This is a genomic window from Bacteroides sp. OM08-11 (assembly GCF_003438665.1).
In the GTDB taxonomy this organism is placed as follows: Bacteria; Bacteroidota; Bacteroidia; order Bacteroidales; family Bacteroidaceae; genus Bacteroides; species Bacteroides cutis.
Window position 1 is genome coordinate 42690 of record NZ_QSTJ01000009.1, and the last position, 14314, is coordinate 57003.

The window sequence follows — 14314 nt, forward strand, 5'->3', positions numbered from 1 at the left end:
GTATCATAAGATTTTTCTTTTCTTACCCTAAGAATACGGGAAATATGCCTATCCATACCTTATTCCCTTATCAAAACAGCTTTCAATAACTCCTCAATACTTTTCACTTTCACAGATCCTGTTTCCGGTAAATGTATAATAAAAGAACTGTCTCCTTTCAAATCCCCAGTTTCAATATATGCTTCCGATTCTATATGGCGGTTTGCCAGTATTCCGTTACGTTGCAATGCTTTTCGTACCATGGCATATTTTTGTCCATGCCCTACTAAACGTATCTGCGAAGTGTATTCATTATCTACTCTGAACAATCCTGTTTCCAAATCAAAGACAATACCTTTACGAGCAAAAAAACTACTCAGGCTACCACTTAATGAAAGATCTTCAGGAGTACCGATGGTGACTCCGTTCACCTTGTCCATCAGCCATATTTTATCGGCTATCTGTAAAGCGAGTTCCAAATCATGGGTGGAAAGGAAAATGGTTTTATTTGTCTGTCGGCTAAGATGGTGCAGTAGTTGCATAACCTCCACTTTACTAGGAAAATCAAGGAAAGCGGTGGGCTCATCCAGATAAATGACAGGCGTTTCCTGAGCAAGCGCCTTGGCTATCATTACTTTCTGACGTTCACCATCACTCAGAGTGTGAACCATACGGTACATCAAGTGCGAAATACCTACCAAAGCGACAGAACGTTCTACTATCTCCTTATCCTCACTGGAAAGAGTACCCCAGAAACCGGTATAAGGACTACGCCCCAGTCCAATCAATTCGTTAACAGTCATATTACGGATATCACATTTCTCCGTCAACACAACACTAATGACACGTGAAAGTTGTTTATCCGTATAATCACCAATTTCCTTTCCCTGAATATGTATTTCACCATCCAGTTTAGGTTGAAAAGCGGACAAGGTACGAAGTAAAGTAGATTTCCCCACTCCATTGGCACCCAACAAACAGGTCAGTTCTCCACTATTGATATCAGCAAAGATACCACTAGCCACTACTTTTACATCCCCTTTTCCCGAATAACCGATAGAAAGATTTTCAATATGTATTGTCTTTTTATTCAAAATCAACTTCTGAATTACAAATTACTCATTCAATTCATTTTTGCGTTTTCTGAACAGAACAGATGCCACTACGGGAGCACCAACCAAAGCTGTCACAGAATTAACGGGTAAAGCCCCCTCCAAACCAGGCATACGGGCTATAAGATTGCAAACTAAAGCCAAGGCAGCACCTACTAGCAAAGTAGCAGGCATCAATATCCGATGGTCGGACGTATGAAAGATGGCACGACACAGATGGGGTACTGCAAGACCGATAAACATAATTGGTCCGCAATAGGCAGTTACGATAGCTACCAATATACCCGAACAAGATATCACGAGCAAACGTGCCCGCTTAATGTTTAATCCCAGATTACGGGCATAGCCATCACCCAATAACAACAAATTCATGGTTTTTATCAGCAAGAAGGACAAAGGTAACAATACCGCCATGATACATATAAACAAAATCATTTGGTCGCCCGACACCCGTGCAAAGCTACCCAATCCCCAGATGACATATGCACGGATATCTTCTTCCACACTGAAATATTTTAGAACCCCAATAACCGCACTTGCCACATATCCTATCATTACTCCGATAATGAGCAACGTCACATTTCCTTTTACCTTCTGAGATACATAAACGATAAGCGCCATCACAGCCAACGCACCGATAATGGCTGCTATGGAAAGGGCAACATCTCCCATATATCCCAAACGGCTCAAAGCAACCCCACCCATCGCACCAGAAAGTAACACTACACATGCCACTCCCAAGCTGGCTCCGGAACTGATACCGAGTACCGACGGTCCTGCTAATGGATTACGAAATACCGTCTGCATTTGCAAGCCGCTGACTGAAAGTCCCGCCCCCGCTACCAATGCCGTCAATGCTTGTGGTACACGAGACTTCCAAATAATATTACTCCAGATAACTTCCTGATTACTCATCACATCGGGATTATAAGTCGTACCTTTTCCCCACAGTAATTCCCAAACTTTACTTAATGGAATATGTACGGAACCCAACAACAAATTCAGTAAAAAGAACAGAAAGATGGACACCAGCAATATCAACATCAGCAAAAAAGCAGGTCTTTTCATTATTTCAGGCGCTCGTAATAAGTAGGTTTATAATCAGGTAATAAATCAGGATGGAAAGCATGAATTAAATCTTCCAGTACCACTTCTGGTTGCATAGGCATACTTTCATAAAAGGGTTTCTCACGCATGTTACAATAAACAATTCCTTTCTCACGGAATGCACGGAAATCGGCATAGCGAGGATCGAGAGACTTTAGAACATCATATGTGAAAGTACCATCATAGCTATTGACAATACGCCAGAACTGGGCACCCTCCGCCTGACTGTATACCGTTTCAAAATCCAAAGTGACACCACCCGAACGAGGATCGTCTTTTAGAAAATAATCGGCACCCGCATCACGGAACAGTTCCGCAAGAAAACTCTTTCCACCCACTGCATACCAATTGCCACCACGTATTTCACCACTGAACACCACTGGACGTTTCTTCACATTGGCAGCCAGTTGTCTCAATTCGTTATATCGTTTTTCAATAATAGCAAATTTAGCATTAGCTTCCGCTTCCTGCCCGATGAACATACCCACAAATTTTATCCACTCAGCCTGTCCCAACGGAGTCATTTCTTTGTATCCCAAATGTGGAACTAAAGGAATACCTATCTCCCTCATCGCATCATATCCTCCTCTTTTGAAAGGAGAAATAAAAATGACATCAGGATTTACACTCATGATCACCTCATTATCAAAATTTCCCTCAATACCTATTTTAGCTGTCTTTCCCGATTTCAAGCGTTCGTTCATCTCCTTATTAAAAAGATGACGGGTACTGGTAATTCCCACCACATGTTCACAAGCATCCAAACGGATAAAGTTAGACAATTGTAAAGAAGTCATACAAATGACATGTTGTACCGGAGTTTCAATAACCGTATAATCTTCGGGAACACCGGCAGATTTTATTCCCCTCGGCACCAAAGCGTAATGAAACGTATTACTATTTTCTTTCTGCGGATCATGAATATCCACCAATTTGATGTTTTTCGGGAGATATTTCACAGTAAAACCCTTAGCGTATACGGGGGCGATGGCAGAAATAGAATCGGAAATCGAATATGAAGTAGCAGTAACCGAGTCTGAAGATGTTTGTTTTGATTTTGAGCTACAGGATGTCATACATAACATGCAAATAAAAGCTACGGCAATCATGGATATTCGGGTCATGGGTATCTGAGTTTCATAAAAATTTGAGCACAATATTCGTCAATTTTGGGGAGATACGCAAGTTCTCCCTCAATTAATTACTGGATATTGTGCCCAATTACCTATTTGTGATTAAAAACTCATCAAGTCATTTAATGCTTCGCTCATACTAGGATGGGTAAATATAAAGTCACGCAGGAAAGTGTATTTCTGTCCCGTCTTCATTGCCATTGCTATCAGGTTGATGACCTCACTTGAATCGGGACCAAATAGTGTACAACCCAATATCTTATCCGTATTGGCATCTATCACGACCTTAAATAGCCCATTAGTATCACCTAAAGTCCTTGCACGTGGAATAGCAGCAACAGGTAGTTTATTTATCTTTATATTCAGTCCCTTTCTATTCGCCTCTGTTTCACTCATTCCGATTCGTGAAAGTGGAGGGTCAATAAATACCGAGTAACTTATCGGATCACGATCGGATAAGTTACGTTCTCCTGCTCCAAACAAGTCTTCACGCAAGATACGATAATCATCCAAAGAAATATAAGTAAACTGTAAGCCCCCTTTCACATCACCTATAGCACGGATATTGGGATTACTAGTTTGCAAATGTTCGTTGACAATGATGGCACCCCGTTCATCCAATTCAACTCCGGCTACTTCCAAATTCAATCCGGCTGTGTTGGGACGCCGTCCCGTTGCCATCAAAATCGCGTCAGCTTCCAACCGATATTCATCACCTGTCACCGCATTCCGATAAACTACGGTAGAGCCTTCCACGGATTGTACGCGGGCGTTCAGACAGAATTCTATTCCTTTCTGCTCCAGTACACCCTGAACGCTGGTGGCAATGTCACGGTCTTCTCTTGAAATTAATTCAGAAGCCCCTTCCAATACCGTTACCTGTGAACCGAAAGATGCATACATAGATGCAAACTCCAGACCAATATAACCACCACCTACAATGACAAGACGAGCAGGTAATTCGGTCAGTTCCATAATAGAAGTACTCGTATAAACGTTCTTGTTATCTATTATTCCTTCAATGGGCGGAATAATAGTTTCGGCACCCGTATTGATAAAGATTTGTGGAGCCTGCAACTGTATGGTTTCATCGGCCATACATACCTCTACCACGTCAGGTCCTGCAAAAGAGCCGATGCCGGTATATACCGTTATATGTGGATGATCCGCCAGATTATGATAATTTTTCTGACGCAGAAAAGAAGTTACTTCTTCTTTCTGTGCGATAGCCCGGTTGTAATATGTCTGCTTTTCCTCCCAAGAAGCATGCTTATCTGCTAACTTTGCAGAGTGTACCAAAGCCTTTGTAGGGATACAACCAATATTGATACAGGTACCTCCATACATTTTATCCGAACGTTCTATCATGGCAACTGAACGATCCCGCTTTGCCAGTTCGGTAGCCAGTGTCTTACCTCCTTTACCAAATCCAATAATAATAGCATCATACTTTTTCATAACCTTATTTCTTTAATTGATTTAATACACTTTTTGCACTATCTGACAGTATAACAACCGCACCTGCAAGAATAGCTGTATCTTTAATGACCAGACGTCCTGCTCCTGTCAGCAATGGAAAACCATGTTCCCCACTTCCCAAATCGGGTACCCATACTTCGGGAGTGGTGACAAGGAAAGATAACGTTCCAACAGTCATTATAATGGTTAATATTGCTCCTGTCAATCCGATTTTCGGGAAAAAAAGACCCAGGAACGTAAGAATACCGATTGTTATAATGAGGATACCCAAACCATAAGAAAAGACATAGGTATTATTCTCGACATGCCATTGGTGTTTTGTTTCATTGAACTCACCTTCCTTCAACTTATACTCTTTATATTCAGGTACACTCTTTGAATAGAAGAAACTCATAAAAGGACTATTGGCAACGAAAGGTACAATACCTTCGGCTTCATAATTCCAAAATTTCAGGCTGCCTATCCATACAAAGATGACCAAGATTGACACACGAATTAAATTAATACCTAATTTTTGGGTAGAAGCAGCAAACGTCAGGACAGCCACAAACAGGTTTTGCAATTTAGTTTTCATATTCAGTTGTTTTTAAATTAAATATTTCTGCAAATATCCCTGTTTTCGCCCATCCGCGAAATGGCAATTATTCCGTAACGGTTGGCAATTCTTCCCGTTGTACTCTTCTTCTGTATTCCGAGACACTTTCTCCCGTCATTTTCTTGAAAAAACGGCTGAATGCAGCAATATCTTCAAAACCTAGAATGATACTGATTTCCTTGATACTTTTTTTCGTATAAAGCAAAAGTCGCTTTGCCTCTGCTTCTATCCGTTCATGAATAACCCGTAAAGGTGAAGGCCGGTTACAAGTAGAGAACAAATTGGATAATGTCTTGGGCGAACGGCAAAGAATATCGGCATAGTCCTGTACCTGTTTTTTCTCTTTAAAATTCTGATCTACTAACACATAATACTGACGAATAATATCGAATGCTTTCCCTTTTTCTTTTCCTACCTGAAACTTTTGCCGGGCAATACGCGTACAAGTTATGATAAAACGTTTCAGAACTATACGTAACATTTCCTCTTGCAGATTATCATGTATAGCAGATTCTTGGCAGAAGATACGCACAATATCATACAAATTAGACGTTTCTTCTCTAGACAGCTTCAGTCTCATCACATTGGAAGAACCATAGAAGAGGAAACCGTTACACGACACTTCATTGTCATGTCCGAAGATACAATAAAAGTTACTATTGAATAAAAAAGTCAGATATTCACCCTCTATCTGTTTCACTTCCAAATGATGCAACGGGGTCAATGTCACGATTTCATCTTTCATCAGATACATAGGAATATGGTCAACTTCTACCATTAATGAACCACTCTGTACCCAAATAAACTTATATAAGGTTTTATCATGTTGCAAAGGTTTACGTTCATGGAATCGATGAGTCAGGACGATATTGCCATTCAAGCGGGTATTGAGTTGATAATCCATTAATATAGATGGTTTGGTACGTGAAAACAAAGATAAACAATATCTTGCTTAATACCGATTATTTCCCGACTTTTGCATCTAAATCTCCAAACTTTTAAGTTTTTCATTTTAAATCATAAGATTAATTTAAATCTATAAAATCAATGCATCCTGTCATATTCGTATCCCTTGGCCCGGGTGAACCGGAATTAATCACCCTGAAAGGATTGAAAGCCTTGCAAAACGCCGATTGTATTTTCTGCCCCGAGACTCGGATCCGGGATGGACGGACACTCTCACGAGCTGCCGATATCATGCGCCGACTGGATATTCCCATCGACTGCATCCATCGCTTTCCTCTTCCCATGAGTAAACAACGTGAAAAAGCATTAGCTGCCTATGACTGGGTTTATGAGGAAACGATCTTATTATGTAAAGAAGGGAAAAAAGTAGCAATCGTGGCCGAGGGAGACGCCGGTTTCTACTCATCAGTACACTATATTTTCGAGAAACTGCAAACTATCGGCATTCCTGTGGAACAGGTGGCCGGTATCCCCGCCTTTATTGCTTCCGGTGCACGAGGCGGACTGCACATTGCCAGCCAGGAAGAGCGTGTAACTATAATTCCAGGTATCACTACAACGGAAGAGATAGAAAAACTTATTCATGAAAAGAGCGTAATCGTCATTATGAAGTTATCACAATGTACTGATGAAGTCCATCGGTGTATTCGCATTCATCCCGAATACGGCTATCATTATTTTGAAAATGTGGGAACACCGGAAGAAAAGTATTCCAATGATATCAAACTGATTGGAAATCTTCACTTTCCTTATTTTTCATTACTTATCATCCAACAGAACGGATAATAAAATGGAATGCATACCTACTATGTATTAACATGTTGTATGTACCAATAGAATATCTCGTTTGGGTAGTGACGGTACCAGCTGTTGGTAGTTCCTGTATCATGTGTTGATACGGTAGGTATCACACACGGGTATATCTCCGATTTAATACAATTTCGCACATTGTTAAGAGTGTATTTCCCCAAAAAGACTTACCTTTGTCCCATCGTAAACTAAAAAAGATATGAACATGAAGAAACTCGCTTTTTATATGATGCTGTTGGTTATGAGTATCGGTTATGCCCATGCGCAAGGACAGGCAGACATCAAGTTTGAAAAAACCACGCACGACTTTGGGACTTTCCCTGAAGAAAAGCCGATAGTAAGTTACACGTTCAAGTTTACTAATGTCGGTGATGCGCCGTTGGTCATTCATCAGGCTGTAGCGTCCTGTGGATGTACTGTACCCGAATATACGCAAGAACCGGTATTGCCCGGAAAGACAGGGACTATAAAGATCACATACAACGGTACAGGTAAGTATCCCGGTCACTTCAAGAAGTCCATTACCCTGCGTACCAATGCCAAGACGGAAATGATGAGAATTTTTGTGGAAGGTAATATGACTCCCAAAGGTGGTAAATAAGCGTTTTTATTATACAGAAAAAAGGAGAATTTTTTAATTCTCCTTTTTTTTTGCTTTCTTTGAAGTCTATTAAAGAAATCATTATATAATAGACACATAACAAATAATAAACTTATAGGAAACTATGAAACAAGAAGAAGAGAAATTTACCGGCTTGCCGGAAAATGCATTCCGTGAATTGAAGCCGGGTGAAGTCTATAATCCTTTGATGGACTCCAACAAAAAGTATCCCGAAGTAAACTTATGGTCTGTATCATGGGGTATTGCGATGGCTATCCTTTTTTCGGCTGCCGCCGCTTATCTGGGATTGAAAGTAGGACAAGTATTCGAAGCTGCCATCCCCATCGCAATTATCGCTGTCGGTGTATCTGGTGCAGCCAAACGTAAAGGTGCTTTAGGCGAAAATGTTATTATCCAGTCTATCGGGGCAAGCTCTGGTGTAATTGTTGCAGGAGCTATTTTCACACTGCCCGCCTTGTATATTCTTCAGGAAAGTTATCCCAAAGAAATCACTGTCACTTTTACACAAGTATTTATCAGCTCTCTGCTGGGAGGTATACTGGGTATTCTCTTCCTTATTCCTTTCCGCAAATATTTTGTCAGCGACATGCACGGTAAATATCCTTTCCCTGAAGCTACGGCTACCACACAGGTACTTGTATCGGGAGAGAAAGGTGGAAGTCAGGCTAAACCGTTGCTGATGGCAGGTATCATAGGTGGTTTGTATGACTTTATTGTGGCTACCTTCGGTTGGTGGAACGAGAACTTTACCACCCGTGTTTGCGAATTTGGCGAAATGCTGGCAGAGAAAGCCAAATTAGTATTCAAAGTGAATACAGGTGCCGCTGTACTTGGTTTGGGCTATATCGTCGGACTAAAATACGCTTCTATCATCTGTGCCGGTTCTTTGGCCGTATGGTGGATAATCATCCCCAGTATGTCTATGATTTGGGGAGACAGTGTGTTGAACCAATGGAATCCGGAAATAGCCACCACCGTCGGTGCGATGGCTCCCGAAGATATATTTAAATACTATGCCAAGAGTATCGGTATCGGCGGTATCGCAATGGCGGGTATCATCGGTATCATCAAATCATGGAGTATCATCAAGAGTGCTGTAGGACTGGCTGCCAAAGAAATGGGTGGAAAGTCGAATAATGTTGAAGCAAGCGTAAAACGTACACAACGCGATATTTCTATGAAGATTATCGCTATTGGTTCTATCATTACCTTGTTGCTGGTGATGATGTTCTTCTATTTTGACGTGATGCAAGGTAATATCCTGCATACCGTAGTAGCTATCTTGCTGGTTGCCGGTATTGCTTTCCTGTTTACAACAGTAGCAGCCAATGCTATCGCCATCGTAGGTACAAATCCGGTTTCGGGAATGACACTGATGACCTTAATTTTGGCATCGGTAGTAATGGTAGCTGTCGGGCTGAAAGGGCCCGAGGGTATGGTTGCAGCATTGGTTATGGGGGGTGTGGTTTGTACGGCACTGTCTATGGCGGGTGGATTCATTACTGACTTGAAAATTGGTTACTGGCTGGGAAGTACGCCTGCCAAACAAGAAACATGGAAATTTCTCGGAACCATTGTTTCTGCAGCTACGGTAGGTGGAGTTATGATTATCCTGAATAAAACATATGGTTTTACTAGTGGACAACTGGCTGCTCCGCAAGCCAATGCGATGGCTGCCGTCATTGAACCATTGATGAATGGTGTAGGTGCGCCTTGGCTACTATATGGTATTGGCGCCGTGCTCGCTATCATACTGACCGTCTTTAAAATTCCGGCATTGGCATTTGCATTGGGTATGTTCATCCCATTAGAATTGAATGTACCATTGGTTGTTGGTGGTGCTGTAAACTGGTACGTTACTTCTCGTAGCAAAGATACCGCTGTCAACACCGCTCGTGGTGAAAAGGGAACATTACTCGCTTCCGGATTTATTGCCGGTGGAGCCCTGATGGGAGTAGTAAGTGCCGCCATGCGTTTCGGTGGTATCAATCTTACTGACCCGATGGAAATGGTGTTGAACAATTACAATGTCCCAATATGGCTAATTCGCTATGCCCAACAAATTAATGTATGGATGGGAAGTTCAGCTTCCGAACTACTTGCTCTCGGTGCATATGCCATATTGATATTCTTCTTTATTAAAGTTACAATGAAAACAAAATAAATAAGGACATCATGAAGAAGATTTTAATTATATCTTTTTTATTTATATCAACTATGTTATCTGCTCAAAAAACCGTTGAGTTACTACTATGGCCCAACGGAGCACCTAATACAAATGGCCTGACCGACCCAGAGGAAAATATGGAAGGCGGACGCGTAGCCAACGTTGTCAATCCTTCCATTACCGTATATCATCCAGAAAAACCGAACGGTATGGCTATTATCATGTGCCCCGGTGGCGGATATGCCCGTCTTGCCATGAACCACGAAGGTCATGATATGTCTTCTTGGTTCACTGCGCAAGGTATCACATACATCGTTTTGAAATACCGTATGCCGAATGGACATTACGAAGTTCCTCTATCTGATGCAGAACAAGCAATTCGCGTGGTGCGTGCAAAAGCCAAAGAATGGAAAATCAATCCTCATTGTGTGGGTATCATGGGAGCGTCTGCCGGAGGACATCTGGCAGCTTCACTTGCTACATTGTATAGTAGTGATGAAACTCGGCCGGATTTTCAGATTTTGTTCTATCCTGTCATTTCCATGTTGAAAGGGGTTACGCACGCCGGTTCCCGCCAGAACCTGATTGGTTTAAATCCTTCTGCCGAACTTGAGCAAAAGTACAGTCTCGAACGCCAAGTATCCGCCCGTTCTCCACAAGCATTCATCATGCTTTCTGCTGATGACGGTTCCGTACCACCTATAAATGGTATAGGCTATTTCCTAGCTTTGCGCGAACAAAAAGTACCTGCTAGTCTGCATGTCTATCCTATCGGGGGGCATGGTTGGGGATTTCGTGATAATTTTATGTATAAACGCCAATGGACTGGAGAACTGGAAAAGTGGTTGCGTGATGGATTGAATTTGTCGCTGAAAATGCCCAAGCGCCTATGATACCTCGCGCAGGCCTACGTATGCAACTGTCCGGTGCACTTACAACTTTGACGTATTACGGGCGCGGACCTAAAGAAAACTATCGTGACCGCCGCACTTCCCAATTCATTGACGAGTATACCACAGATATAAAGGATATGTATGAACCTTATGTAGGTCCACAGGAAAACAATCATCGCACGGATATTTATTGGTGTACTCTAACCCATAAATACAAAGATGGTTTGCTCTTCATCGATTTCCGTATGATGGGCATGGGTGGAGATAATAGCTGGGGAGCTATCGTACACGAGCCTTGCTTAATTCGTCCGGATAGAGAGAATGCCATTGAATATGGTTTACGATTGTTCCATTTGATAAGAAAACCGATTTCAGGAAGTTAATTCTTAAATATTAAACTGAAAATAATGGCTAAAGACCTGTTTAGCATATTCTGCTTTTTAGCAATCACATTGTCCGTCCCTGCGCAAGAGGCGGATAATGTGACGCTAAAATATGCATTGAAGTTCATCAATACTCCCTACGTGGCACATACGCTTGAGATAAACGACCAGGAACAACTTGTCATCAATCTGAAAGAGGTGGATTGTACTACCTTCGTAGAATATGTACTTGCCATGGCGCTTTCTTCGTCCAGCGATTGTTGCCAGCCGAATAATGTCACTTTTGCTCGTAACTTACAGAATATCCGTTATCGTGACGGTAAGATTAATGGGTATCCTTCTCGCCTTCACTATGTTGCAGATTGGGTAAATAATGGAGTAAAATACGGTTTTCTTGAAGATATAGCCGCTACCAACAGTCTCGATACAGTCACATTATCCCTTTCGTTTATGTCTTCTCATCCTGTTGCTTATAAGCAACTTGTCCATTCACCGGAAAATGTGGCTAAGATGAAAAAGATTGAACAGTCGCTTTCCGGACAAATTTTCCACTATCTCCCTAAAAATAAACTTCTTGACAATGGCTTTTCTTGGATAAAAAACGGTGATGTAATAGCTATCACTACTGATATTCCGGGACTTGACGTCGCTCATTTGGGATTTGCCTATTATGAAAAAGGAATATTAAAACTACTCCACGCTTCTTCCAGTAAAAAGAAAGTAGTTATTTCCAATGATCCATTAACGCAAATCTTGAAAAATAACAAGAAGTTTACCGGCATCAGAATCTTAAGATTGAAAAATAAATAATTGATAATAATACTACAATCCTAAAGGTAATCCGGTTATATACCAAAGGATAAACAGAGCAGTCCAGGCTAAAAGAATAGCCAAAGAATATCTCCATGTATACTTCAATAAAGAGCCGTAAGTAGACTGTTTGTCATATTGCTGCATATAAGTCAGTACCAATGGCATATAGAACATAAAAGGCGTAATGGCATTAGTTGCACTATCTCCTATGCGATAGGCACATTGCGTTACATCCGGAGAAATCCCCATACCGGCCAGTACCGGAACAAATATAAATGACATAAATGCCCATTTTGAAGTAGCAGATACCATTATCAGATTAATAAGAGCCGTAAACAAGATAAATAATATCAGTATCCACAAACTTCCTAAACGGAGGGAAGAAAGTAAATCCGCTCCTAAAATGGCAATACATTTATCTAAATGAGAATACTCAAAACAAGCGAACATTTGTGCAGCAAAAAAAGCGATGACAAAATAAACGCCCAATAGCTTCATCGGTTGGGTCAATCCCTCTATCACATCACCATCAGTACGATAACGTCCAGAAGCAAATCCATATACCATTCCCATTAGTCCGATGCCGAAAGAAAGTAAAAACAAGATTCCTACAATAAACGGGGAATGAATAAGCCCTCCATTCACTCCCCGTAAAATACCCCATGATGAAAAAGTAGCCCATAATATAAGCATTACATAAAGTAAACCTACAACAAAGGCACCCAGTATCGCCCTCCTCTCTTTACGCGAAAGCTGCTTGTAACCTAAGAAATTGACATTCTCCATATAATCCCCTAAAGCAGGCAACAGATTTTTACGAGTTATGTAATAAATAAGGAATATTAGTAAGAAAGTAGATACAAAAAGAAAATAATAATTACTCAAAGGACCTATTTTACCCAACGATACATTTGTCTGGTCGGCAGCCTCTTGAGTGGTAGTAGCAATTAGAGGGTCGAGTGTACTCAATAGAATATTGGCGCTATAACCGCAAGATACAGACACATATGCCGTAATGATACCTCCAATAGGATGCAATCCCACCGACAGGAACAAAGTTGCAGCAATAGGAATCAAAATAATATATCCTGCATCTCCTACTACATTGGACAATAATCCTAAGATAATTACACAGGTTACAATACGCCACGGATTTTGTCGTTGTTTCCGTACACTTTTACGGATACACGCATCAATAAAACCCGAATGTTGTGCCACCCCTATGCCGAACATTGCCACGATGACCAAGCCCAAAGGAGCAAACCCTGTGAAATTTGTCACAACATGCCGTAGTAACCAACGAATACCTTCAGGGCTTAATAAACTTTGTACGCGTATTTCTTCACCTGTCTGCGGCAGAGACACACTCAAACCATAGATATCGAATATCCATGATATGAAAATGACTACAAGCGTCAATAGCAGGAACATCGTCGCGGGATGTGGCATGTGCCATTTACTTTTCATCGGCTTCCGTTTAGTGAAACTATTCTTCGTCTGCTTCTAGGTTATCAATATCAAGAATACGCAATTCGAGAGCACGCACAACCAATCGAGTGGCATTCACCCCTATCCTGTCACCAGGAGAGAAGAGTCTGTTCACCAGGTCATTTTGACGCTTCTCCAAAGACTTCACTCCGAAAGGCATGCCTTTCAGACCGGCAATCATATCTTTTGTATACCCCAATGCCAAATGACGTAGGAAACGTTCGTCGTATTCGTCAATATCGTAACTGATAATGGCTTCCTGACGTTTTGAGTCATTGAGAACAGCTCTTCTGAAACGTTCTACAATTTTTTCCAATATCGGGTAATTAAAAACGAGTTTTTTACCATCCATTACAGCCTGTACATCTGTTTTAGTAAGCAATTCGCCCGTTTTTAAGATGATACCATCTGCACCGGCATCCAGCACATCTACCCACAATTTTTCATTCAGGATTTCTCCTGTGAAAATCAGTACATGTACATCCGGATAACGTTTAAAAATATTCCGGCATATATCTACACCGATAGTAGTAGATCCACCTAACCCTAAATCCAATAAAACAAGATCGGGAATACCTGCCTCCATCAATGTCCAGAATTCCTGCTCTGTCATAGCCGTGCCAATAACCTCTGCATCAGGAATTTCATGACGAAAAATTTCTTCCGTACCTTTCAATTCCAATTTCACATCTTCTACAATGATGACTTTGAACTTCTTTTCTTCCATTTATTTAACCTAATATCAATTACAAACTAACAACCACTAA

Annotated in this window: 12 protein-coding genes and 2 pseudogenes; 6 read left to right on the top strand and 8 right to left on the bottom strand. The window is 41.2% G+C overall.

The window, feature by feature from the left end; genetic code table 11:
- Positions 1–59: 59 nt before the first annotated feature.
- From DXC10_RS14500 to DXC10_RS14525, 6 genes are all read right to left on the bottom strand, one after another.
- Complete coding sequence (locus DXC10_RS14500; protein ID WP_101542987.1) at positions 60–1073, bottom strand: ABC transporter ATP-binding protein; 1014 nt, start codon at positions 1071–1073, stop codon at positions 60–62.
- A 21-nt stretch (positions 1074–1094) separates the two neighbouring features.
- Positions 1095–2159 carry an iron ABC transporter permease gene (locus DXC10_RS14505; protein ID WP_101542709.1) on the bottom strand — a complete coding sequence of 355 codons (1065 nt, stop codon included), beginning with the start codon at positions 2157–2159 and terminating at the stop codon, positions 1095–1097.
- Positions 2159–3322 carry an ABC transporter substrate-binding protein gene (locus tag DXC10_RS14510; protein WP_101542708.1) on the bottom strand — a complete coding sequence of 388 codons (1164 nt, stop codon included), beginning with the start codon at positions 3320–3322 and terminating at the stop codon, positions 2159–2161. The genes DXC10_RS14505 and DXC10_RS14510 overlap by 1 nt, the downstream gene beginning before the upstream one ends.
- A gap of 111 nt (positions 3323–3433) precedes the next feature.
- Positions 3434–4789, bottom strand: coding sequence for an FAD-dependent oxidoreductase (locus DXC10_RS14515; RefSeq protein ID WP_101542707.1), 1356 nt, complete (start codon positions 4787–4789; stop codon positions 3434–3436).
- A 4-nt stretch (positions 4790–4793) separates the two neighbouring features.
- Complete coding sequence (locus DXC10_RS14520) at positions 4794–5384, bottom strand: DUF417 family protein (RefSeq protein WP_101542706.1); 591 nt, start codon at positions 5382–5384, stop codon at positions 4794–4796.
- 67 nt (positions 5385–5451) lie between these two features.
- Positions 5452–6309 carry a helix-turn-helix domain-containing protein gene (locus DXC10_RS14525; protein WP_101542705.1) on the bottom strand — a complete coding sequence of 286 codons (858 nt, stop codon included), beginning with the start codon at positions 6307–6309 and terminating at the stop codon, positions 5452–5454.
- Between the two features lie 143 nt (positions 6310–6452).
- Here DXC10_RS14525 and DXC10_RS14530 point away from each other — a divergent pair, with 143 nt between their 5' ends.
- The 6 genes and pseudogenes from DXC10_RS14530 to DXC10_RS14555 all read left to right on the top strand — a co-directional run bounded on the left by DXC10_RS14530 (position 6453) and on the right by DXC10_RS14555 (position 12056).
- Positions 6453–7157 (top strand): precorrin-2 C(20)-methyltransferase, encoded by a 705-nt coding sequence (locus DXC10_RS14530; RefSeq protein ID WP_101542704.1) that lies wholly within the window; start codon positions 6453–6455, stop codon positions 7155–7157.
- Positions 7158–7386: 229 nt separating this feature from the next.
- On the top strand, positions 7387–7782 hold the full coding sequence (locus DXC10_RS14535) for a DUF1573 domain-containing protein (protein WP_101542986.1): 396 nt from the start codon (positions 7387–7389) through the stop codon (positions 7780–7782).
- Between the two features lie 124 nt (positions 7783–7906).
- Positions 7907–9800 (top strand): annotated as a pseudogene (locus tag DXC10_RS14540) (OPT family oligopeptide transporter); the annotation flags it as partial.
- Positions 9801–9978: 178 nt separating this feature from the next.
- Positions 9979–10863, top strand: a complete 885-nt coding sequence (locus DXC10_RS14545; RefSeq protein ID WP_101542702.1) for an alpha/beta hydrolase — start codon at positions 9979–9981, stop codon at positions 10861–10863.
- A pseudogene (locus tag DXC10_RS14550) lies at positions 10833–11260 on the top strand (glycoside hydrolase family 2); the annotation flags it as partial. The gene DXC10_RS14545 and the pseudogene DXC10_RS14550, both read left to right, overlap by 31 nt.
- Position 11261: 1 nt before the next feature.
- Positions 11262–12056 (top strand): N-acetylmuramoyl-L-alanine amidase-like domain-containing protein, encoded by a 795-nt coding sequence (locus DXC10_RS14555; protein ID WP_370448241.1) that lies wholly within the window; start codon positions 11262–11264, stop codon positions 12054–12056.
- A 12-nt stretch (positions 12057–12068) separates the two neighbouring features.
- Here the strand turns inward: DXC10_RS14555 and DXC10_RS14560 are convergent, their stop codons facing one another.
- A complete protein-coding gene (locus DXC10_RS14560; RefSeq protein ID WP_101542700.1) occupies positions 12069–13526 on the bottom strand; it encodes an AbgT family transporter in 1458 nt (485 codons plus the stop codon).
- 19 nt (positions 13527–13545) lie between these two features.
- Complete coding sequence (locus DXC10_RS14565) at positions 13546–14274, bottom strand: DUF5932 domain-containing protein (protein WP_101542699.1); 729 nt, start codon at positions 14272–14274, stop codon at positions 13546–13548.
- Between the last annotated feature and the right edge of the window lie 40 nt (positions 14275–14314).